We start from the raw sequence: 19556 nt of genomic DNA on the forward strand, positions 1-19556 counted from the left end.
GATAATTTCCATAAAGAAATTAGTAAAATTGATAATGGAGACTGGGCACGTGCCCGGCCCTTCCGGAAGGGCCGGGCACGTGCCTGTGGACGGCCGTCAGCGCAACGCGCTCTCCTCCGCATACGCGGCCGCGTGCGTCATCGTCGCGAGGCTGTTGCGGCCGAGCGTCTCACGCAGATACCTCCGCGCGTCGGCGAGTGTCGCGCCCTCGCCCAGCACCTCGGGAACGGCCGCCGGGTCGATGGCCACGGTGTGCCGGGACTCGGCGACCGGACCGTCCGGGCCGTCGTGGAACGTCCACAGCCCGCTGTGCCCGGTCAGCAACCGCGGCGTCTCCAGCTGCTTGTACGCGATCCACGACGGCTCCCGGCACACCCGCACCGAGCGGGTGCGATGCGCGCTGCCGTCGGCGGTGACCGTGTCCATCTCCAGCGTCTGCACACCGGGGACCGTCTCGGTCAGGACGGCTCGCGAGACGTGCGGCAGCCGCTCGGCCCACAGCCCGGCCCGGTTGACGAAGTCGTACGCCGCCGCGGCCGTACCCGCCAGCTGGAGCGTGTCGGTGAAGGAGAACACCAACTCGCCGACGTCATCCGTGGCCTCGGCGATACGGGCGAGTGCCGCCAGTTCCTCGGGACTGTTGCGGTCCAGCGCCCGGTGGATCCGCTCCAGCGTCGCCGGGTCGTCGTCCACGGCCGTGAACCGGTGTCGCAGCACCACCTCGGTACGGCCGCCGGGCAGCTCCCGGAAGAGCCAGCCCCCGCCCATCCAGGCGAACGGCGGCGCACTGCGCTCCTGCCGGAAGGCTATGTACAGCCGCTCCGGGTCCAGGACGCGGCGCGAAACCCAGCTCGCCACCTGCCCGTTGACCTGCGCCCAGATCTCGAAGCGCTCGTCGCGCTCGCCGCGTTCCAGATGGTGGACGTGCACGCTGGGGCCGAAGATCGCCGGCCAGCCGGAGGTGTCGGCGACCAGCCCGTACAGGGTGCGGGGCGGCGCCTCGACGACGAGGGAGTGCTCGGTGCGATGGACCGCGGTCACGGCCGGGCCCCGGCGGTCACCGAGCCGTTGATGATGTCGAGCAGGGCGCGCGGCGTCCCGACGTCGGCGACGTCGTCGTCGGACAGGTCGATGCCGTACTCCTGCTTGATGCGGGCGGTGCTCTCCATCAGGGCGAGCGAGTCGTAGCCGAGGTCCTCGAAGGTGACGTCGAGGATGTCCCCGCTCAGGTCGATGCCGTCGTCCTCGCCCGCGCAGGCGACGAGGATGCGCCGGAGGTCGTCAATGGTCAGCTGGGTCATGGCAGTTGTCTCCTCATGGGTCAGTTGCGGGGTGCGGTCACGACGAGGGCCGAATTGAAGCCCCAGCGGCCGCGTGCCAGCACGAGTGCTGTTTCGACGGGCAGTTCGCGTGGCTCGCCGAGGACGAGATCGATGCCGTACTCCTCCGGAACCTCGCTCGTGCCCCGCGTGCCCGGTACGACCCGGTCGCGCATCGCCAGCAGCGCGGCGGCCACGTCGACGGGGCCGCCGCCCGCGTACATACGGCCGGTGAGCGCCTTCGGGGCGGTGACGGGTACGCCGCCGGGGCCGAAGATGCCGGTGATGGCCTCGGCCTCGGCGCGATCGAGGCCGGGGACCCCTGCCGCGTCGGCGAAGACCACGTCCACCTCGCGCGGGGCCGTCCCGGCCTCGGCGAGCGCCAGTTCGGCGGCACGGCGCAAGCCGGGCGGCCGGCCCGAGCCGGGACGAGGGTCGAACGTCGCGGCGTACCCGGCGATCTCTCCGTACACCGTGCGGGCACCCCGCTCACGGGCGGAGCCTGCGTCCTCCACGATCAGGATCGCCCCGCCCTCGCCCGGCACATAGCCCGATGCCTGCGCGTCGAAGGGCAGATACGCACGCGCCGGGTCGTCGGCCGTCGAGACGAGTCCGCCGGCGAGCTGCGAGGCCCAGCCCCACGGGTCGAACGCCGAGTCCACACCGCCGCTGAGGACCAGCCTGGTGCCGGCTGCGACGGTACGGCGGGCGTGGCCGATCGCGTCCAGGCCGCCCGCCTGCTCGGCGACCAGGGCCGCGCTCGGACCGCGCATGGCGTTACGGATGGAGATCTGGCCGGTGTTGACGGCGTAGAACCAGGCGAACGACTCGTACACCGAGACGAACTCCGGTCCCTGCGCCCAGAGTTTGCGGAACTCCTGGTGGGTGAAGTCGAAGCCGCCGAGCGCGTTGGCGGTCACGACCCCCATCTCGTAGTCGGGCAGCGCGCCGGGGGCCACGCCCGCGTCGGCCAGCGCCCAGTCGGCCGCCGCCAGCGCGTACCGCGTGGAGACGTCCGTCTGCGGCAGCAGCCGGCTCGGCAGATGCTCCTTCGCCTCGAAGTCGAGGATCTGGCCCGCGAGCCGGGACGGGAAGCCGGACGTGTCGAACCGGGTCAGCTCCGTGATCCCGCTGCGGCCGGTCAGGGCGGACTTCCAGAACTCCTCGGTGCCGAGGCCGCCGGGCGCGGCGACGGCCAGCCCTGTGATCACGGTTCGGGTACTCATCGCCCGGTCACCTCCGGCCGGTGCAGGACCATCGCGGACTGGAAACCACCGAAGCCGCTGCCCACCGACAGCACGGTGTCGACCCGCTGCTCGCGCGCGGTCAGCGGCACATAGTCCAGATCGCACTCGGGGTCGGGCGTATGGAGGTTGGCGGTGGGCGGTACGACGTTGTGCTCGATGGCCAGCGCGGAGGCAGCGATCTCGATGGAGCCGATCGCGCCGAGCGAGTGCCCGACCATCGACTTGATGGAGGAGACGGGCACTTCGTACGCGTGCTGTCCGAGGCTCCGCTTGAACGCGGCGGTCTCGTGCCGGTCGTTCTGTTTGGTCCCCGATCCATGGGCGTTGACGTAGTCGACGGCGGTGCCGTCGAGCCGTGATTCGTCCAGGGCCACGCGGATGGCCTCGGCCATCTCGCGGCCGTCCTTCTTCAGGCCGGTCATGTGGTGGGCGTTGCAGCGGGTCGCGTAGCCGCCGATCTCCGCGTAGATGTGCGCGCCGCGCTTCCTGGCCGCCTCGTACTCCTCCAGGACGAACATGGCGGCGCCCTCGGCGAGGACGAAGCCGTTGCGCGAGCCGTCGAAGGGGCGGGAGGCGTGGGCGGGGTCGTCGTTGCGCGGGGTTGTCGCCTTGATGGCGTCGAAACAGGCGACGACGATCGGCGAGATGGGGGTGTCGGAGGCCCCGGCCACGACGGTGTCGACCGTACCCTCACGGATCAGCTGGACGCCGTAGCCGACGGCGTCGAGCCCGGAGGTGCAGCCGTCGGAGACCATGGTGACCGGGCCTTCGGCGCCGACCGTCCAGGCGACCTCCGCCGGCATGACGCCGGGACTGAGGTAGTCGAACATGTGCGGCGAGAGGTAGCCGGGGTCGACCACCGCCTCCTTGCCGGCGTCCGACATGACCAGGTACTCGTTCTCCAGGCTGGTCGCGGAGGCCACCGCGCTGCCGAGGCTGACGCCGACGCGGTGCGGGTCGAGCGCGTCGACGCGCAGTCCGCTGTCGGCGACCGCGTCACGCGCGCAGACGACGGCGAACTGGCTGGCGCGGTCCATGCGGCGGATCTCGCGGGGGCTCAGCCCTTCGGCCTCGGCGTCGAAGTCGATCTCGCCTGCGATCCTGGAGCGGAAGGGCGAGGCGTCGAAGAAGGAGATGGCGCGGGTGGCTGTACGGCCTTCCGACAGCAGCCCCCAGAACTCCTTCACCCCGGCGCCTCCGGGCGCCCGTACGCCGATTCCGGTGATGACGACGCGGCGGGTCACCGTCGGCGTCCTGTGGTGCTCAACATCGCTGCTCGTTCCTTTCGCCTGCCAGACCCGGATGCCCGGGATGCCTCAGCAGGCTCCGGCACCCCCCTCGAGCCGGGCTCGAAGCAAGGCCGGGTACGGGACGAGCGGCGGGCGTGCGGCCGAGCCGACAAGGACTCGCGCACACTGCACGGCCGTGATGAGGCAGATCTCAGGCCAAGCGCGGTGGCTCTGCCGGTGCGGTCCAGTGCTTGCGGGCCCAGTGGTCCAGGGTGGCCAGGTCCGGGGGCCCGGAACCGCTCCGCACACTCGCCGACTACCGCCGGGCGGCCCCGTGCGGAGTCGCGTTCGGCGCGAAGTTCTCCGTACTGCGGCCCGGCAAAGTGTCCGTCGGCGACGACATGGTCGTCAGCCTGTGGGGCGAGTCCGAACTGTAGTGCCGGCGGCAGAGGGCGTCTCGCTCGCGGCCTTCCTCATCCTCGGCGGCGTGATCGCCGACCGGTTCCCCGGCGCAGGGTGATGATCGGTGCGGAGCTGGTTCGCTTCGGCTCCCAGGCCGTTCCGGCCCCACGCTCACCACGACGACGGCGGCGCGAAGTCCTGGGGTCCGGTGCTCTCCGGGATCGGCCTCGGCGCTCTGGCCTGCGGTGCGCTGTCCAGGCGGCTGAAGGTGCGCAGGCCTGCCCTCGCAGGTGCTGTCGCGGGCCTGGACCGCGCGCTGAGCAGTGCGAGGGGTGATCCCCGTGCGCGTTCTGTCGGCGGACACCACGCTCGGGGTGCTTGCTTGCGCAGCTCCGGGTCCGGCCGTGCCGGTCCGGGATGCATCCTGACCGATCCGGACGGACGCTGGGATCATGACAAGGAACCCTCCTGTGATCGTTCATCCGCTGGCGCCGAGCGGCGGCAGGAGGGTGACGATCCATGGCAAGACGGTCGGCACCGCGTACGACCTGTTTGACGTGCTGGAGTTCTTGCGCCGCGCGAATCTGCCGGAAGCCGACACCGCAGTCGACGATCCGGAGCTGATCGAATGGCGGGGCGGCGGCCCGGAGGCATGGGCCGATTCGCCGCCATGAAGGTCGAACATCCCGGCCCTCGCTCGGCGCGGAAGCGGCAGGCGACGACTCGGCATCTGCCGGATCGGGCGTGTGCCGCTATTCCCAGGACCCTTGGCCCTGTCCTGCCGCGTCGTGCGCGGCCAGCCCGAGGGCGGACCCGACCAATCCGATGTGGCTGAACGCCTGCGGGAAGTTGCCCAAATGCCTTCCGGTCGCCGGGTTGTACTCCTCCGCCAGCAGGCCGAGGTCGTTCCGCAGCGAGAGCAGCCGTTCGAAGAGCTCTCTGGCCTCGTTCACCCGCCCCGTCATCCGCAGCGCGTCGACCATCCAGAACGAGCAGACCAGGAACGTTCCTTCACGGCCCGGCAGCCCGTCCACCGTGCTGCCGTTGCCTTGGCTGTAGCGGCGGATCAGCCCGCCGTCGCTCAACTCGGCCCGTACCGCGTCGACCGTCCCGATCACCCGCGGATCATCCGGCGGCAGAAACCCGACACGGGGGATGAGCAGCGTCGCCGCGTCCAGCTCCTCGGAGCCGTACGACTGCGTGAAGGTGTTCCGCACCGGGTCGAAACCTTTCTCGCACACCTCCCGGTGCACCTCGTCCCGCAGCGCCCGCCACCGCCCCGCGTCGCCGCGCAGCGAGCGGTCGGCCTCCAGGGCCCGTACGGCACGGTCGGCCGCGACCCACGCCATCACCTTGGAGTAGACGAAATGCCGTCGCCGCCCCCGCACCTCCCACAGGCTCTCGTCCGGCTCGCGCCACCTGGACTCGAGGAAACTCAGCAGGCTGAGCTGGATGTTCCATGAGTGCGGCTGGGGCTCCAGCCCCGACTCGCGGGCCAGCTGCAGCGAGTCCATGACCTCGCCGTACACATCGAGCTGAAGCTGGCTGACGGCGTTGTTGCCGACCCGCACCGGAGCCGAGCCCTCGTAACCGCGCAGCCAGGGCAGCTCAATCTCGGGCAGCCGCCGTTCCCCGGCCACCCCGTACATGATCTGTAGGTCCGCCGGGTCGCCGGCCACCGCCCGCAGCAGCCAGTCCCGCCACGCCGCCGCCTCCTCGACGTAGCCCGTGGCAAGCAGCGCGTCCAGCGTGAGCGTGGAGTCCCGCAGCCAGCAGAAGCGGTAGTCCCAGTTCCGTACGCCGCCGAGGTCCTCCGGCAGGGAGGTGGTGGGTGCGGCGACGATTCCGCCCGTGGGGGCGTACGTCAGTGCCTTGAGGGTGATCAGCGACCGCAGCACGGCCTCGCGGTACGGCCCCTCGTACCGGCACTTACCGGACCACGCCCGCCAGTCCTCCACGCTCTGCTCCAGCGCCCGGAAGGGCTCGATGAGCTTCGGCCGCGGCTGGTGCGACGGGTGCCAGGTGAGGACGAACGCCACCCTGTCGCCCTCACCCACCGTGAACGACGAGCGAGTGCTCAACTCCTGACCCCAGGTCTTGACCGCCACGGACTCCGCATGCTCGACGCGCAGCCATACGGAATCGGGCCCGGCGACCGCCACCCGGTGCCCGTCGGCCCTGCGCACCCACGGCACGATCGACCCGTAGTCGAAACGCAGCCGCAGTGTCGCGAGCATCTCGACACGACCGCTGACACCCTCCACGATCCGTACGACATCGGGCGCGACGTCGCGCTGCGGCATGAAGTCGATGACCTTGACCGTGCCGGTTCTGGTCTCCCAGACGGACTCGAGGACGAGCGTGCCGGGCACATAGCCGCGGGCGGTGCAGTTACCGGCGCCCTTCGGAGCGAGCCGCCAGTGGCCGTTGTTCTCGTCGCCGAGCAGCGCGGCGAAGCAGGCGCCCGAATCGAAGCGCGGCAGACAGAGCCAGTCAATGGAACCGTCCCTGCCGACCAGGCCCGCAGCCTGCAGATCGCCGATAACGGCGTAGTCCTCGATGCGCTGGTTCACGCTCTGGCGTGTTCCCGCAGTGCCGCTTCCCTAAGCAGGAGCCCGGTCGGAGCCGCCGGGAGCCCGAACCCGGGCACCGCGCATTCCGGGTCGCCGTGGCCGGCCTGTGCAACGCCGCGGGGATGCGGCCCTGGGCCGCTCCACCTGGCGAGCGAAGGGGGCCGACGTCCATCGGCCGGCCGGACCGCAGGCTTCGACCGCCCGATGTACGCCACAATCGCCCCATGACCGATCATCAGGCGCACACTCCCGCCCGTCCGCTGCTGCGCCGCCCCCAGGACGGTGAACTCATAGACGTCGCCGGTGTCGCGCACTTCTTCCGGCTCACCAGCGAGCACACGGGCGGGCACTTCGCCTTCGAGGAGTTCAGCCTCGCCCCCGGCACCATTGGCGCCAGGCCACACGTGCACGACGGACACGACGAGTACTTCTACGTTCTTGAGGGCGAGTTGACGCTCCACACCGGAGACGGCGAGGTCACGGCCGGCCCCGGACATCTGCTCGCCGCCACGCGCGGCACCCCGCACGGCTTCCGCAACGCGGGCCCGGTCCCCGCACGCGCCCTGTGCCTCTACACCCCCGCCGGCTACGAAAACTACTTCCGCGAGGTCCACGCCGCCGTGAGTGCAGGGGCCGAGACAACCGACGAGCTGCTGGCCGAATTCCGCAGCCGTCACCGGACCCGCTCCCACCAGGTCCCCTCGGACAGGCCCTGACCGCTGCCACAACCCGGGCACGGTCCCGGCGGTCCCCGGAGAAGTTCCCCGACCCCGACACCCTCGACCTGCGCCGCAAGGCCACCGGGCATCTCGGCTTCGGCCACGGCATCCACCAGTGCCTGGGCCGGCAGCTGGGACAAGGACGGAACTCGCAGTCGACCGCGAGCGGTGCATCGGCGCCGTCGGCCGTCGGCTCCCGCGCATCGCCGCAGACGCGGCAACACTCACCGACACCGAGCCCGACCCTCGCAACGGTCGGCGCCGGCAGGTGTCCCCGGTGCACACACCGGCGCGCCGGCGGACGGAACGCGAACACCACCTCGTGGACTCAATCAGCAGCACTCGACGAGCCGGCCCAGCGGCTGTCGGCTGCTGGGCCGGGCGCCCGCGATGATTCCCGAGCCCAGAGTGCGAGTTTGATTCCCGTCACCCACTCCGAACGAAAGCCCCAGGACGGCGACCTGGGGCTTCTTCGTTGTCCGCGAGGATTCACTTCGGCGCGGTCATGAACACCGTGCTTCACTCGTGTGACGTGTCATTCAGAATGTGAGATGCATCCGAAAGAGTCGTTGACGTGGCCGGTTTTCGCTGCCAGCCTCTGGGATGTGAGCCAGTCCGAGAACCTCGCCGCGCGGCTGCACGTCGATCTGCGACGTCAAGCCAGCGCCATCTGTGCCGCCGGGCGCTAGACCTGCCGACGGGCGCCATCTCCTGACTCTTTCCACAGTTCATGCCGCGCCGAGCCACTACTCATGCCGGCGACGGCGTGTGCAGTCTTCCGTGACGTCGGACGGCCGTTCGGAGGAACCGTCCGACTCTCGTCCACTTCTGTGAACGACGGATTCCTACAGGCAATTCCTGACGGAACGCCTTTCCCACCATCCGGTATTTGTCGTGCCCTTTTGCGAATCCCGTGGCCCACCATTCAATTCGCGGTGCCCATCATGCCAAGGAGCCCATCTTGACGTCACTTCTCGCCATTTCAGGAAGCCCGTCGGCCGACTCCGGAACCGCCCTTGTCGTGGACCAGGTCGTGCGACGACTGTCGCTGACCGGCCATGAGACAAGCCATCTCGCCATACGTGATCTGCCCGCGGCGGACCTCCTGAGCGGCAGGGGGGCCGGCCCCGCGCTGCGCCGGGCGGTGGACGAGGTGGCGGCCGCTGAGGGGCTCATCGTCGCGACCCCGGTCTACAAGGCTTCGTACACGGGCCTGTTGAAGGCGTTCCTCGATCTGCTGCCGCAGTCGGGGCTGGCCGGGAAGACGGTGCTGCCGCTGGCCACAGGGGGCAGCCTCGCGCACGTACTCACCATCGACTACGCCCTTCGTCCGGTGCTCTCCGCACTCGGCGCCCGGCATGTCGTCGCGGGCTGCTTCCTGCTCGACAAGGCGGTCGAGCGTCTGGACGGCGGCTCGGTCCGGCTCGAGCCGGAGACGGAACTGCGTCTGTTCCAGGCCGTGGACGGGTTCACCCGAGCACTCACGACCGGGGCGCCGCTGGCCACCGCCGCCTCGTAGCCCGTCAGTCCCCCTCGCCCTCCCCAACAGCTCTCAGCACCTCGCACTCCAGCCGCTCCCACCAACCTTGAACAGGACTCTCCCATGACGACGTCGACCGCATCGTCCCGACGACAGTTCCTCACCCTGCTCGGTCTATCGGCGGTCGCCGTGAGTTGCGGCACGACCGCAACCGCAGGATCTTCCGGCAAGGGCCGGACCAAGACGCTCCGCTACCAGGGCTGGGCCGGTCAGGTCACGTTGCCGGAGCTGGCCGAGGATCTCGGCTATCTGGAGGACGTGAAGCTGGAGTGGGTCGGCAACACGATCAGCGGGCCGCAGGACATCCAGTCCGCGGCCACGGGTCAGACCGACTTCGGCGGCGCTTTCAACGGGGCGGTCGTCAAACTGGCTGCGAACAAGACTCCCGTCAAGGCCGTCATCAGCTACTACGGCTCCGACAAGGACGCCTACAGCGGCTACTACGTCCTCAAGGACAGCCCGATCCGCTCGGCCCGCGATCTGATCGGCACGAAGGTCGGGATGAACACCCTCGGAGCCCACGCCGAGGCGATGCTCGACATCTATCTGCAGCGGGGCGGCCTCTCCCGGGCGGAGATCGGCAAGGTCGAGCCACTGGTGGTGCCGCCGGTCAACACCGAGCAGTCGCTGCGCCAGAAGCAGATCGAGGTGGCCGTGCTCGGCGGCATTCTGCGCGACAAGGCGCTGGCGGCCGGAGGAATCCGCCCGCTGTTCACGGACTACGGACTGCTCGGCGCGTTCAGCGCCGGCACGTATGTGATGACGGACCGCTTCCTGAAACAGAACCCCGACACGGCCCGGATCTTCGTCACCGCCGTGGGGCGGGCCATCGAGTGGTCCCGCTCCACCCCACACGAAGAGGTCATCGCCCGGATGACGGACATCGTGAAGAAGCGCGGACGCAACGAGGACACCGCACCCCTGAAGTACTGGCGGTCCTACGGCGTCGCCGAGACGGCGGGCCGGATCACCGGCAAGGAACTCCAGCTCTGGATCGACTGGCTGACCGAGCGCGGCGACATCGAGAAGGGCCAGGTCACGCTGTCCGAGCTGTACACCAATGAGTTCAACGCCAACAGCGGGGGCAGCGCGCCGTCCGCTTCGCCATCCTCATCCGCGTCGACGAGCGGGAGTTGATCCCATGCCGGAATCCACCACGTCGAAGATCGTGTTCGAGCGCGTACGGAAGGACTTCACCGTCAGGAGCCGGTCGAGGAAGGGCCCGGCGAGGAAGGACCGGGCGAGGCAGGACCGAGCGGGGGCGCGGCAGTCAACCGCGTTCACCGCCCTCGACGGCATCGACCTGGAGATAGCGGCGGGCGAGTTCGTCGTCCTGGTCGGTCCCAGCGGCTGCGGAAAGTCGACACTGCTGGATCTGCTCGGCGGTCTCGCCCGTCCCACCGGCGGGCGGATCCTTCTGGACGGCGAGCCCGTCACCGCCCCGGGTCTGGACCGCGGCATCGTGTTCCAGCAGTACGCGTTGCTGCCCTGGCGCACGGCGCAGGGCAATGTCGAGTTCGGCCTGGAGGCCATCGGGGTGCCGCGGCGCGGGCGCGCCGCACGGGCCAGGGAGTTCCTGGACCTGGTCGGTCTGTCCGGGTTCGAGGACCGCCATCCGCACGAGCTGTCGGGCGGGATGCGGCAGCGGGTCGCGATCGCCCGCAGCCTCGCCTACGACCCCGATGTGCTCCTGATGGATGAGCCGTTCGCCGCACTGGACGCCCAGACCAGGGAGTCGCTGCAGGACGAGCTGCTGCGGATCTGGGAGCGCACCGGCAAGACGGTCGTCTTCATCACGCACGGGATCGAGGAAGCCGTGTATCTGGGCCAGCGGGTCGCCGTCATGACCTCCCGGCCCGGCCGGATCAAGCAGGTCGTGCCGATCGCCTTCGACTCCCGCTCCGAGACGGACGATCTCCGCTCCAGTCCCGAGTTCGCACGCTACCGGCACGAGATCTGGTCGCTGCTGCACGACGAGGTGACCAGGGCCCAGCAGTTGGAGAAGGAGGAGGTCTCCGTATGAGCCCCGCAAGCGGCACAAGCACCGCGAACGCCGAGAAGACCCGGACGCCGGGTCCGGAGAGCGTCGCCGACGCCACCCCGGCCACTTCCCTCTCCGTGTCCGCGCCACCCCCCGCACTGCTGCCGGCCGTCGTACGCCACGCACCTGCCTCAACGGCCCTCTTCGGCCGGGCGGCCCGCCGACTGCCGTACTTGCTGCTGAAGGGGGCCACCAAGTCCGTGGCGGTCGCCGCACTGCTGCTCCTGTGGGAGACCACGCCGCGGCTCGGTCTGGTCGACCGGACGTTCCTGCCGCCGTTCAGCGAGGTCGCCGGCGCCTGGTGGGAGCTGGCCGTCAACGGCCGGCTCGCAGACAACACGGTTGCCAGCCTGACGCGGTCGTTCAGTGGATTCGGTCTGGCCGTGGCCGTCGCCGTCCCACTCGGTCTGCTGATCGGCTGGTACCGGCCGGTCGCGGACCTCCTCGGTCCGTTGCTCGAGGTGTTCCGCAACACCGCGGCGCTGGCCCTGCTGCCGGTCTTCGTACTGCTGCTGGGTATCGGCGAGACCTCGAAGATCTCCATCGTGGTGTACGCCTGCACCTGGCCGATCCTGCTCAACACCATCAGTGCCGTACGCAATGTCGACCCGACCCTGCTCCGCCTGGCCAAGTCTATGGATCTGTCGGCCCCGCGCCTGTTCCAGAAGGTCATCCTGCCGGCCTCGGTGCCGGTGATGTTCACCGGCATCCGGCTGGCCGGAGCGGTGTCGATCCTCGTGCTGGTCGCTGCCGAGATGATCGGCGCCAAGGCGGGGCTCGGCTACCTGATCAACGCCTCGCAGTACAACTTCGCCATCCCGCAGATGTACGCGGGCATCATCACGATCTCCGCCATCGGCGTGACGTTCAACCAGTTCCTGGTGGCCGTGGAACAGCGGCTCAGTTCCTGGCGTGTCCCGACGTCCGGCTGACCCGGCGCCCCACACGACCCACTCACCACTGCTCCGAGGAGCCTTCATGCCCGCAACCACCCCCCGTCGGCTGCATCTCAACGCGTTCCTGATGAACGCCGGCCATCACGACGCCGCATGGCGGCACCCCAGCACCCAGCCCGAACGGGTCACCGATCCGCGCTACTTCCAGCAGCTCGCGCAGACCGCCGAGCGCGGCCTGCTCGACTCGGTCTTCCTCGCGGACGGCCTGGCCCTGTGGGGCAAGGTCCGGCACAACGCTCTCGGCGGCTTCGAACCGCTCACCCTGCTGTCCGCCCTGGCTGCGGTCACCGAGCACGTCGGGCTGATCGCCACCGTCTCCACCACCTTCAACGAACCCTTCCACATCGCCCGCAAGTTCGCCTCCCTGGACCACATCAGCGGTGGCCGGGCCGGCTGGAACATCGTCACCTCCGGCACCGTGAACGAGGCCCGCAACTTCGGCCAGGACGAGCACCTGGAGCACCGGCTGCGCTACGAGCGGGCGCGGGAGTTCGTCGAGGTCGCCACCAAGCTGTGGGACAGCTGGGAGGACGACGCGATCCTGCTCGACCGCGAGCGCGGCGTCTACGCCGACACGGACAAGGTTCGGGAGATCAACCACCGGGGGGAGTACTTCGGAGTGCAGGGCCCGCTGAACGTACCGCGCACCCCGCAGGGCCATCCGCTGCTCGTGCAGGCCGGTTCGTCGGAGGACGGCAAGGAGTTCGCCGCCGAGTACGCCGAGGCCGTCTTCACCGCCCAGCAGACCCTCGCCGACGGCCAGGCCTTCTACAAGGACCTCAAGTCCCGGCTGGCCCGGTACGGGCGGTCCGAGGACAGCCTGAAGATCCTGCCCGGCATCTGCCCCGTCATCGGCTCGACCGAGGCCGAGGCCCGCGCGCTGGAGGAGGAGCTGACCGAGCTGCAGGTCCCCGAGTACGGGCTCGCCCAGCTGTCCGGGATGCTCGGCACCGACCTGACCGGGCTGCCCCTGGACGGGCAGCTGCCCGAGCTGCCCGAAGAGCGGGACATCAACGGCAACAAGAGCCGCTTCACACTCGTCGCCGAACTCGCCCGCCGCGACGGCCTCACCCTGCGCGAACTCATCGCCCGCCTCGGCGGCGGACGCGGCCACCGGGTCTTCGCCGGCACCCCGGAGCAGATAGCCGACCAGCTCCAGGAGTGGTTCACCCACGGCGCCGCCGACGGCTTCAACATCATGCCGCCCCATCTCCCCGGCGGCCTCGAGGACTTCGTCGACCACGTGGTCCCCGTCCTCCAGCGCCGGGGCCTGTTCCGTACCGAATACACCGGGCGGACCCTGCGCGAACACTACGGCCTGGCACGCCCCGCCAACCGGCTCGTCGCATCGGCCGCAGCAGAAGGGAACCGGGTATGACGGGACTCGACCTGACCACGGACGTCCTGATCGTCGGCGGCGGGCCCGCCGCCACCTGGGCCGCGCTCAGGACTGCCCGGGCCGGGGCCGACGTCGTGCTCGCTGACAAAGGCTACTGCGGACGAGGCCGCACACCCGGCGCCCTGCCGGCCGCCGGCCCGCCGCTCGACGCACCGGGCAACCAGAGCCCCTCCCCTGCTCATCACCTCCTGAAATCCTGAAAGGACACCCGCACATGACCACCAGCCGCATCAGCAGCACCAGCCTCGACATCCGCAGGATCGGCGGACGCATCGGCGCCGAGATCATCGGCGTGGATCTCTCCACCGACCTCGACCCCACCATCGTCGAGGAGATCAACTCCGCGCTCCTGGAACACAAGGCGCTCGTCTTCCGCGACCAGCAGCTCGACGACGCCGGCCAGCTCCGCTTCGCCTCGCTCTTCGGCGAGCTCACCACCGCGCACCCCACCGTCCCCTCCGTCGACGGCCAGCCCAGTATCCTTCCCGTCGACGGCGATGAGGGCATTCGCGCCAACCACTGGCACACCGACGTCACCTTCGTCCGTACACCCCCGAAGGCATCCACGCTGCGCAGCATCGTGGTACCGCCCTACGGCGGGAACACGCTCATCGCCAACTCGGCCGCTGCCTACCGGGATCTGCCCGAGCCACTGCGCGAGCTGGCCGACAAGCTGTGGGCGATCCACACCAACGACTACGATTACGCCGCACCGAGGAGCGAGAAGGCCGCCGAGCACCGCAGGCAGTTCGTCTCGCGGAAGTACCGCACCGCGCACCCCGTGGTACGCGTTCACCCCGAGACCGGGGAACGAGGCCTGTTCATCGGCGGCTTCGCCCAGAGCATCGTCGGCCTCGGCCCGTCCGACTCCCGCGACCTGCTGCGCCTCTTCCAGTCGTACGTCACGCGTCCGGAGAACATCGTGCGGGTGGCCTGGACGCCCGGCGACCTCGTCCTGTTCGACAACCGCATCACCCAGCACTACGCCCCCGACGACTACGGCGACCTGCCGCGCCTGCTGCACCGGGTGACCGTCGCAGGCGACGTCCCGGTGGGCATCGACGGCACGCTCAGCCACGCCGTCGAAGGCGACGACGCCGCCCACTACACACCCGCCGCGGCCTGAGTCCGACCGCCGGGGCGGAGACCGGGAGATCCGGTTTCCGCCCCGGCCGCACGCCGGCCGGCCGGCCGGTCTTGAGGGACTGGGGGTGCGCTCGAGGTGGTGCGGGATAATGCGGGCATGCGGATTTCGGCCAAGGCGGACTATGCGGTGCGTGCCGCACTGCAACTCGCAGCTTCGGGGGATGCCGGGCCGATCAAAGCAGAGTCGATCGCCGACGCTCAGGACATTCCACACAAGTTCCTCGAAGGCATCCTGAACGACATGCGCCGGGGCGGACTCGTGCTCAGCCAGCGTGGCGGCAACGGCGGCTACCGGCTGGCCAAACCCGCGGACTCCATCACCATCGCCGACGTCATACGGGTCGTTGACGGGCCCCTCGTCTCGGTGTGCGGGGTCCGCCCGCCGGATCTGTCCTACAACGGCCCCGCCGAGTCACTGCTGCCGCTGTGGATCGCACTACGGGCCAACGTCCGCCAGATCCTGGACGTTGTGACGCTCGCCGACGTCGCCTCGGCCGAACTGCCCACCGGCGTGACCGCCTTGGCCGAAGACCCCGACGCCTGGACGAACCCCTGACGGTCCGGGTCGGCTGTTCCGCCGTCCCGGAGGCCGAAACCGGGCGTCCGCTCTTTGAACACCCCCTTGGGACGGGGCATGACCTCTGACAAGATTCCTAGTAATCCGATGGGAATACTAGGGATTTCGAGGTATGCCGTGCGAACGCTGACCCCCATACCGAAGCCACGCCCACGGTCCGCCGTTCCCGGCGCTGTGATGGGGCGGTGAGCGGCGGAGTGCCGAAGAAATCCGCCGCAGGCAAGGTCTCCACCCGGGCGAACCCATGTGTCGGCGACGCGATATGGCCGCGCATCAGCCAGGAACTCGCGGATGACCTCGCCGTCGACGCCCTCACCCGAGACCGCGCGGGCAAACCCCCGTTCGACGAGGTGTCGCGGCTGCGCGAATCCGGCCTACTGGCGCTGCTGATCCCGTCCCACCCGAATCATCAAGGGACCGGCTGGCGCACCGCCTGTAGCGTGATCCGGGAGATCGCAAGGGCCGACAGCTCCATCGCCGAACTGCTCGCTCGCCACTACGTGTTGTCCTTGAGCGCCCGTTTCTTCGGCACGCCGGAGAAGCCCGCACGGTACGAGTCCCGGGCGGCCGAGGAACAGTGGCTCCTCGGCGGCAGCACGGACCTTCTGGAGACGGATACGGGGCCCGAACTCACTCTCACACCGGCCGACGGAGGATACGTCCTCAACGGCCGAAGGGCCTTCGCCGCAGGCGTCACCGTCGCCGACCGGCTGATCCTCGGCGCGATATGCACGAAGACCGGTGAGTTACTCATCGCCCTCGTGAACCCGGCTCACTCCGGCGTACTGGCCGACACGGCGAACGAACGCCTCGGTCAGCGGCTCACGGGAGCCGGCCGCCTCGGTTTCGACAACGTACCGGTGAGCGCGGATCATGTGCTCGGCGCCATTCCCCGCGACGAGCACGCCGTCTCCCCCTTCACTTCGCTCGCCCCTCTCGCGCTCCGGCTCCTGCTCGTCCATGTCGGCCTGGGCATCGCTGAAGGGGCACTGGCCGAGGCGCGTGACATCAGCCGAACCGCGTCGCCCGCCCCGCCGTCCATGGGCCCGGGCAACGACGAGTACGCCGAGCGACCAAGCGACGATCCCTACCTCCTCCTCGCCTACGGAGAACTGGCGACCGCCGCCCACACCGCCGCAGCGGTCGTCGACCGTGCGACAGAAGCCCTGGCAGGAGGACTCGTGACGGGGCATGGACTCGGCGTCGACGATCGTGCGGACATCGCGGTCCTCGTGGCCGCCGCCGAAGCCGTCACGAGCCGGTCCGCTGTGCACATCACTACGCGCGTCCTCGAACTCACCGACGACGCCGGCTCGCTCGACGAGGGCGCGGGGCTGGACAGGTTCTGGCGCAACGCACGCGTCCTGACAGCACAGAGCTCGCCCACCCACAGGCTTCGCGACATCGGCGACCACTATCTCAATGGAGCTCACCCTCCCTTCACGCTGGGCATCTGACATCGGATCCCGCCGACCGTCCAAGGCGGTCAGTGCCCCGCGCGACCAGCGTTGTCGACGAGAAGTGAGAGAGCTTCCTGTCTGCCACCAGGGCGCTGCATTCGAGCTGCGTCTTCCTGCCACGGACATGAATGACGTCCCGCCTTCGAACCGGATTCGGGGCCAGGTGTGTCGCCGTCGAGCCTCGGTCGTTGTGCCCGGTATGGAGGAGCAGACGAAACCGTACCGGCGTCCCCTCGGCCATGGCGCACCTCACCTGCACGAGCGCCATGACAGGGATCAGGAGGCGCGCGAGGGGCAGAGGCGGGCATTGTCACTGCGGGAGCGGGCGGCCCGCCTGGACCGAGGCTGGTGAGCGGTCTCCTACGTGGCGTATGCCGGGCAGCAGTACGGCCCACCGTGCGGCTGCCGCACGGTGGGCCATAGTGGGTGGGGACCGGCCACGGGGACATGATCGCCGACGTGTCGACGGGCCCAGTGGCTGCGTTGTTACGGCGCCATCTCGTACGCCCCGGACAGTGACTCGACGCGCTGCCAGACGCGCGCCGAGCGAGCCTCGTCGACAACGGGACGCCGGACCGCGCCCAGCGCCCAGCGCTGCTGTTCCTCGGTGGCGGAGTCCTTGCCGTGCAGCTCGACGGCGTGCGCGGAGAAGTCGCGTACGAGGACCGAGAACAGCTCGTCGAGCACGTCCTCGTCCACGTCCTTCAGGCGGGCCTGCTCAAGGATCAGTTGGCCGTGCACCACCAGCGCGAACAGCTGGCCGACGGCGAGCAGAAGATCGAGGTCGCGGCTCTGCTCCTCGTCGGGCGCTGCGGCGGCGACGAACTCGCACAGGGCGTCGGCCTGCTCGCGGAAGCGGGCGACGTTGGGCACCGCGGCATACGCGTCGTAGGCGGTGCGCCAGTCGTGGAAGCGTACGGAGCCCAGCCCGCGGGCCGGTCCCTGCCGGAAGAGGAACGCGTCGTCGGCCGCGTCGAGGCGGGTCGGCACGGCCGCGTACTCGGCCGGGTGCAGCAGGTGGTTGCGCATGAACTTGAGGATCAGCGCGAGGTTGACGTGGACCGTGCCCTCGAGCTTGGGCAGCCCCCGGATCTCGACAGCGGCCTGGGCGAAGTAGGTGTCCTTCTCGAAGCCCTTGGCGGCGATGACGTCCCACATCAGGTCGATGACCTTCTCGCCCTCCGTGGTCACCTTCATCTTCGTCATCGGGTTGAACAGCAGGTAGCGGCGGTCGTCGGGGCCGGCGGAGCGGAAGTAGTCGACGGCGCGGTCGCTGAACAGCTTCATGCCGACCAGGCGGACGTACGCGTCGGCCAGCTCGCGGCGCACGTGCGGGAAGGCGGTGACGGGGCGGCCGTAGAGGATGCGGTTGTGCGCGTGGGTGACGGCCTCGTACATCGCGTGCTCGCAGATGCCGATCGAGGCGGTGCAGAGGTTGAACTTGCCCACGTTGACGGTGTTGAGCGCGGCGTCGAAGGCGGCACGGCCGGTGTGCAGGACGTCGTCCGGACCGACCGGGTAGTCGTCGAGGCGGAACTCACTGACGTACTTCGAGGAGTCGACGACGTTCTTCACGAGGTGGTACGCCGGGTGGCGGCTGTCGGCGGCGAAGAAGACGTAGCCGTCCGGGCCCTCGATGTCGGTGCGGCGGCCGAAGACGGAGACGAGCCCTGCTGCATTGCCGTTGCCGATGTAGTACTTGGAGCCGCTGGCCAGGAAGCCCCCGTTACCGTCGGGCTCCAGCAGCATGTCGGTGGAGTAGATGTCGGCGCCGTGGGTCTTCTCGGACAGGCCGAAGGCGAACACCTCGCCCTGGGCGAGGAGTTCCGCCGCGCGGGTGCGAGCAGCGGTGTTGTCACTCTGCCAGACCGGGCCGAGACCGAGGATGGTCACCTGCCACGCGTACCAGTAGTCGAGGCCGTAGAACCCGAAGATCTCGTTGAGCGCGGCGATCCGGGCAGTGTCCCAGCGCTGGTCCTCCCGTCCAGCGGCGGAGGACGGGGTGAGGAAGGTGGCGAACAGCCCTTCCTTGGCGGCGAACGCGAGGAAGTCCGCCAGCCAGGCACGGGAGCGGTAGTCCTCGATCAGCCTGCGCTTGCCGCGGTCCTCGAACCAGTCGACAGTGGCGCGCAGCAGCCTGCGGGTCTCGGGGTCGAAGTGCGCCGGGTCGTAGGTCCGCGGGTTGAACAGCAGAGGATCGGCCATGGAGGTTCGCCTTCCGAGGAGTTGAGGATCGGGCGTTGACGGTTGCGAGGGGAGAGGGAAGCGGGGCGGTTCAGGAGTGCGGCTGCGCCGCGCCGAGCCGGTGGAGGGTGGCGAGTACGTCGTCGAGCCAGGCGATCGTCATCCGCTCGTACGCGATGCCGCCGCGCAGCACGACATGCTGCAGCTCCTGACCGGCGTCGGGCGGTGCGGGTGCCTCGGGCCCGGTGAAGTCACGCAGTTCCCCCGCGAGATAGTGCGCCAGCCGGTCGCTGTGCACCTGGCGGTGCCGCTCGACCTCGCGGAGCAGTGCGCCCGGGTCGTCGAAGGCCGCACCGCGGATCTTCACGGCGAGGTCGTGCCGGAGGCTCTCGGGTTCGACCGGCTCGTGCAGCCACTGGGAGAGGGCGGCGCGGCCGAGGCCGGCGACCGAGTACTCCTTCTTGTCCGGCCGGCCCTGCTGCGGCACCTCGCGGACGTCCAGCAGGCCGTCGCCCTCCATGCGCTTGAGAACGCGGTAGATCTGCTGATGGGTGGCGGTCCAGAAGTAACCGATGGACCGCTCGAACCGCCGGGCCAGCTCATAGCCGGAGCCCGGCTTCTCCAGCAGAGAGACGAGGATCGCGTGCTCGAGCGCCATACCCCGATCCTTCTATGCAACTCGTTGCATAGACAAGCGGCAGCGCCCGGATGAGACACGGCTCACCCGGCGCACCCCCGGAACAGCTCGCTCGCCGCGTCCGAGT

Annotated in this window: 19 protein-coding genes; 12 read left to right on the top strand and 7 right to left on the bottom strand. The window is 69.6% G+C overall.

Annotation, left to right across the window (positions count from 1 at the left end):
* Window positions 1–96 precede the first annotated feature (96 nt).
* From ACWCXB_RS16945 to ACWCXB_RS16960, 4 genes are read right to left on the bottom strand one after another with little or no spacing between them, the layout of a single operon-like run.
* Window positions 97–1041, bottom strand: coding sequence for an aromatase/cyclase (locus ACWCXB_RS16945; protein ID WP_450723519.1), 945 nt, complete (start codon window positions 1039–1041; stop codon window positions 97–99).
* Window positions 1038–1301 carry an acyl carrier protein gene (locus ACWCXB_RS16950; RefSeq protein WP_450723521.1) on the bottom strand — a complete coding sequence of 88 codons (264 nt, stop codon included), beginning with the start codon at window positions 1299–1301 and terminating at the stop codon, window positions 1038–1040. The genes ACWCXB_RS16945 and ACWCXB_RS16950 overlap by 4 nt, the downstream gene beginning before the upstream one ends.
* Window positions 1302–1321: 20 nt before the next feature.
* The gene (locus ACWCXB_RS16955) at window positions 1322–2545 is read right to left on the bottom strand and encodes a ketosynthase chain-length factor (protein WP_450723523.1); all 1224 of its coding nucleotides are present in this window, start codon (window positions 2543–2545) and stop codon (window positions 1322–1324) included.
* Entirely contained in the window at window positions 2542–3879 is a 1338-nt protein-coding gene (locus ACWCXB_RS16960; RefSeq protein ID WP_450723721.1) for a beta-ketoacyl-[acyl-carrier-protein] synthase family protein, read from the bottom strand. The genes ACWCXB_RS16955 and ACWCXB_RS16960 overlap by 4 nt, the downstream gene beginning before the upstream one ends.
* Window positions 3880–4067: 188 nt before the next feature.
* Here ACWCXB_RS16960 and ACWCXB_RS16965 point away from each other — a divergent pair, with 188 nt between their 5' ends.
* Window positions 4068–4232 (top strand): hypothetical protein, encoded by a 165-nt coding sequence (locus ACWCXB_RS16965; RefSeq protein ID WP_450723525.1) that lies wholly within the window; start codon window positions 4068–4070, stop codon window positions 4230–4232.
* 417 nt (window positions 4233–4649) lie between these two features.
* Window positions 4650–4871, top strand: a complete 222-nt coding sequence (locus ACWCXB_RS16970) for a hypothetical protein (protein ID WP_450723527.1) — start codon at window positions 4650–4652, stop codon at window positions 4869–4871.
* A 78-nt stretch (window positions 4872–4949) separates the two neighbouring features.
* Here ACWCXB_RS16970 and ACWCXB_RS16975 read toward each other — a convergent pair whose 3' ends face one another.
* Window positions 4950–6770, bottom strand: coding sequence for a glycoside hydrolase family 15 protein (locus ACWCXB_RS16975; protein ID WP_450723529.1), 1821 nt, complete (start codon window positions 6768–6770; stop codon window positions 4950–4952).
* A 224-nt stretch (window positions 6771–6994) separates the two neighbouring features.
* Between ACWCXB_RS16975 and ACWCXB_RS16980 the strand changes: the two genes are divergently transcribed.
* From ACWCXB_RS16980 to ACWCXB_RS17025, 10 genes are all read left to right on the top strand, one after another.
* Window positions 6995–7486 (top strand): cupin domain-containing protein, encoded by a 492-nt coding sequence (locus ACWCXB_RS16980; RefSeq protein ID WP_450723531.1) that lies wholly within the window; start codon window positions 6995–6997, stop codon window positions 7484–7486.
* A gap of 964 nt (window positions 7487–8450) precedes the next feature.
* Window positions 8451–9008, top strand: a complete 558-nt coding sequence (gene ssuE / locus ACWCXB_RS16985; RefSeq protein ID WP_450723533.1) for an NADPH-dependent FMN reductase — start codon at window positions 8451–8453, stop codon at window positions 9006–9008.
* An 84-nt stretch (window positions 9009–9092) separates the two neighbouring features.
* Window positions 9093–10166 carry an ABC transporter substrate-binding protein gene (locus ACWCXB_RS16990; RefSeq protein WP_450723535.1) on the top strand — a complete coding sequence of 358 codons (1074 nt, stop codon included), beginning with the start codon at window positions 9093–9095 and terminating at the stop codon, window positions 10164–10166.
* A 4-nt stretch (window positions 10167–10170) separates the two neighbouring features.
* Window positions 10171–11052 carry an ABC transporter ATP-binding protein gene (locus tag ACWCXB_RS16995; protein WP_450723537.1) on the top strand — a complete coding sequence of 294 codons (882 nt, stop codon included), beginning with the start codon at window positions 10171–10173 and terminating at the stop codon, window positions 11050–11052.
* Window positions 11049–12002, top strand: coding sequence for an ABC transporter permease (locus ACWCXB_RS17000; protein ID WP_450723539.1), 954 nt, complete (start codon window positions 11049–11051; stop codon window positions 12000–12002). Before ACWCXB_RS16995 ends, ACWCXB_RS17000 begins: the two co-directional genes overlap by 4 nt.
* A gap of 46 nt (window positions 12003–12048) precedes the next feature.
* On the top strand, window positions 12049–13404 hold the full coding sequence (locus tag ACWCXB_RS17005; RefSeq protein WP_450723541.1) for an LLM class flavin-dependent oxidoreductase: 1356 nt from the start codon (window positions 12049–12051) through the stop codon (window positions 13402–13404).
* A complete protein-coding gene (locus ACWCXB_RS17010; protein WP_450723542.1) occupies window positions 13401–13625 on the top strand; it encodes an FAD-dependent oxidoreductase in 225 nt (74 codons plus the stop codon). Before ACWCXB_RS17005 ends, ACWCXB_RS17010 begins: the two co-directional genes overlap by 4 nt.
* Before the next feature lie 14 nt (window positions 13626–13639).
* A complete protein-coding gene (locus tag ACWCXB_RS17015; protein WP_450723544.1) occupies window positions 13640–14551 on the top strand; it encodes a TauD/TfdA dioxygenase family protein in 912 nt (303 codons plus the stop codon).
* Between the two features lie 117 nt (window positions 14552–14668).
* Complete coding sequence (locus ACWCXB_RS17020; protein ID WP_450723546.1) at window positions 14669–15127, top strand: RrF2 family transcriptional regulator; 459 nt, start codon at window positions 14669–14671, stop codon at window positions 15125–15127.
* A 206-nt stretch (window positions 15128–15333) separates the two neighbouring features.
* Entirely contained in the window at window positions 15334–16605 is a 1272-nt protein-coding gene (locus tag ACWCXB_RS17025) for an acyl-CoA dehydrogenase family protein (RefSeq protein ID WP_450723548.1), read from the top strand.
* 489 nt (window positions 16606–17094) lie between these two features.
* Here ACWCXB_RS17025 and ACWCXB_RS17030 read toward each other — a convergent pair whose 3' ends face one another.
* Both ACWCXB_RS17030 and ACWCXB_RS17035 read right to left on the bottom strand, forming a co-directional pair.
* Window positions 17095–18813 (bottom strand): acyl-CoA dehydrogenase family protein, encoded by a 1719-nt coding sequence (locus ACWCXB_RS17030; RefSeq protein WP_450723550.1) that lies wholly within the window; start codon window positions 18811–18813, stop codon window positions 17095–17097.
* A gap of 70 nt (window positions 18814–18883) precedes the next feature.
* The gene (locus ACWCXB_RS17035) at window positions 18884–19450 is read right to left on the bottom strand and encodes a PadR family transcriptional regulator (protein ID WP_450723552.1); all 567 of its coding nucleotides are present in this window, start codon (window positions 19448–19450) and stop codon (window positions 18884–18886) included.
* Between the last annotated feature and the right edge of the window lie 106 nt (window positions 19451–19556).

This window comes from Streptomyces sp. NPDC001514, from assembly GCF_053597075.1.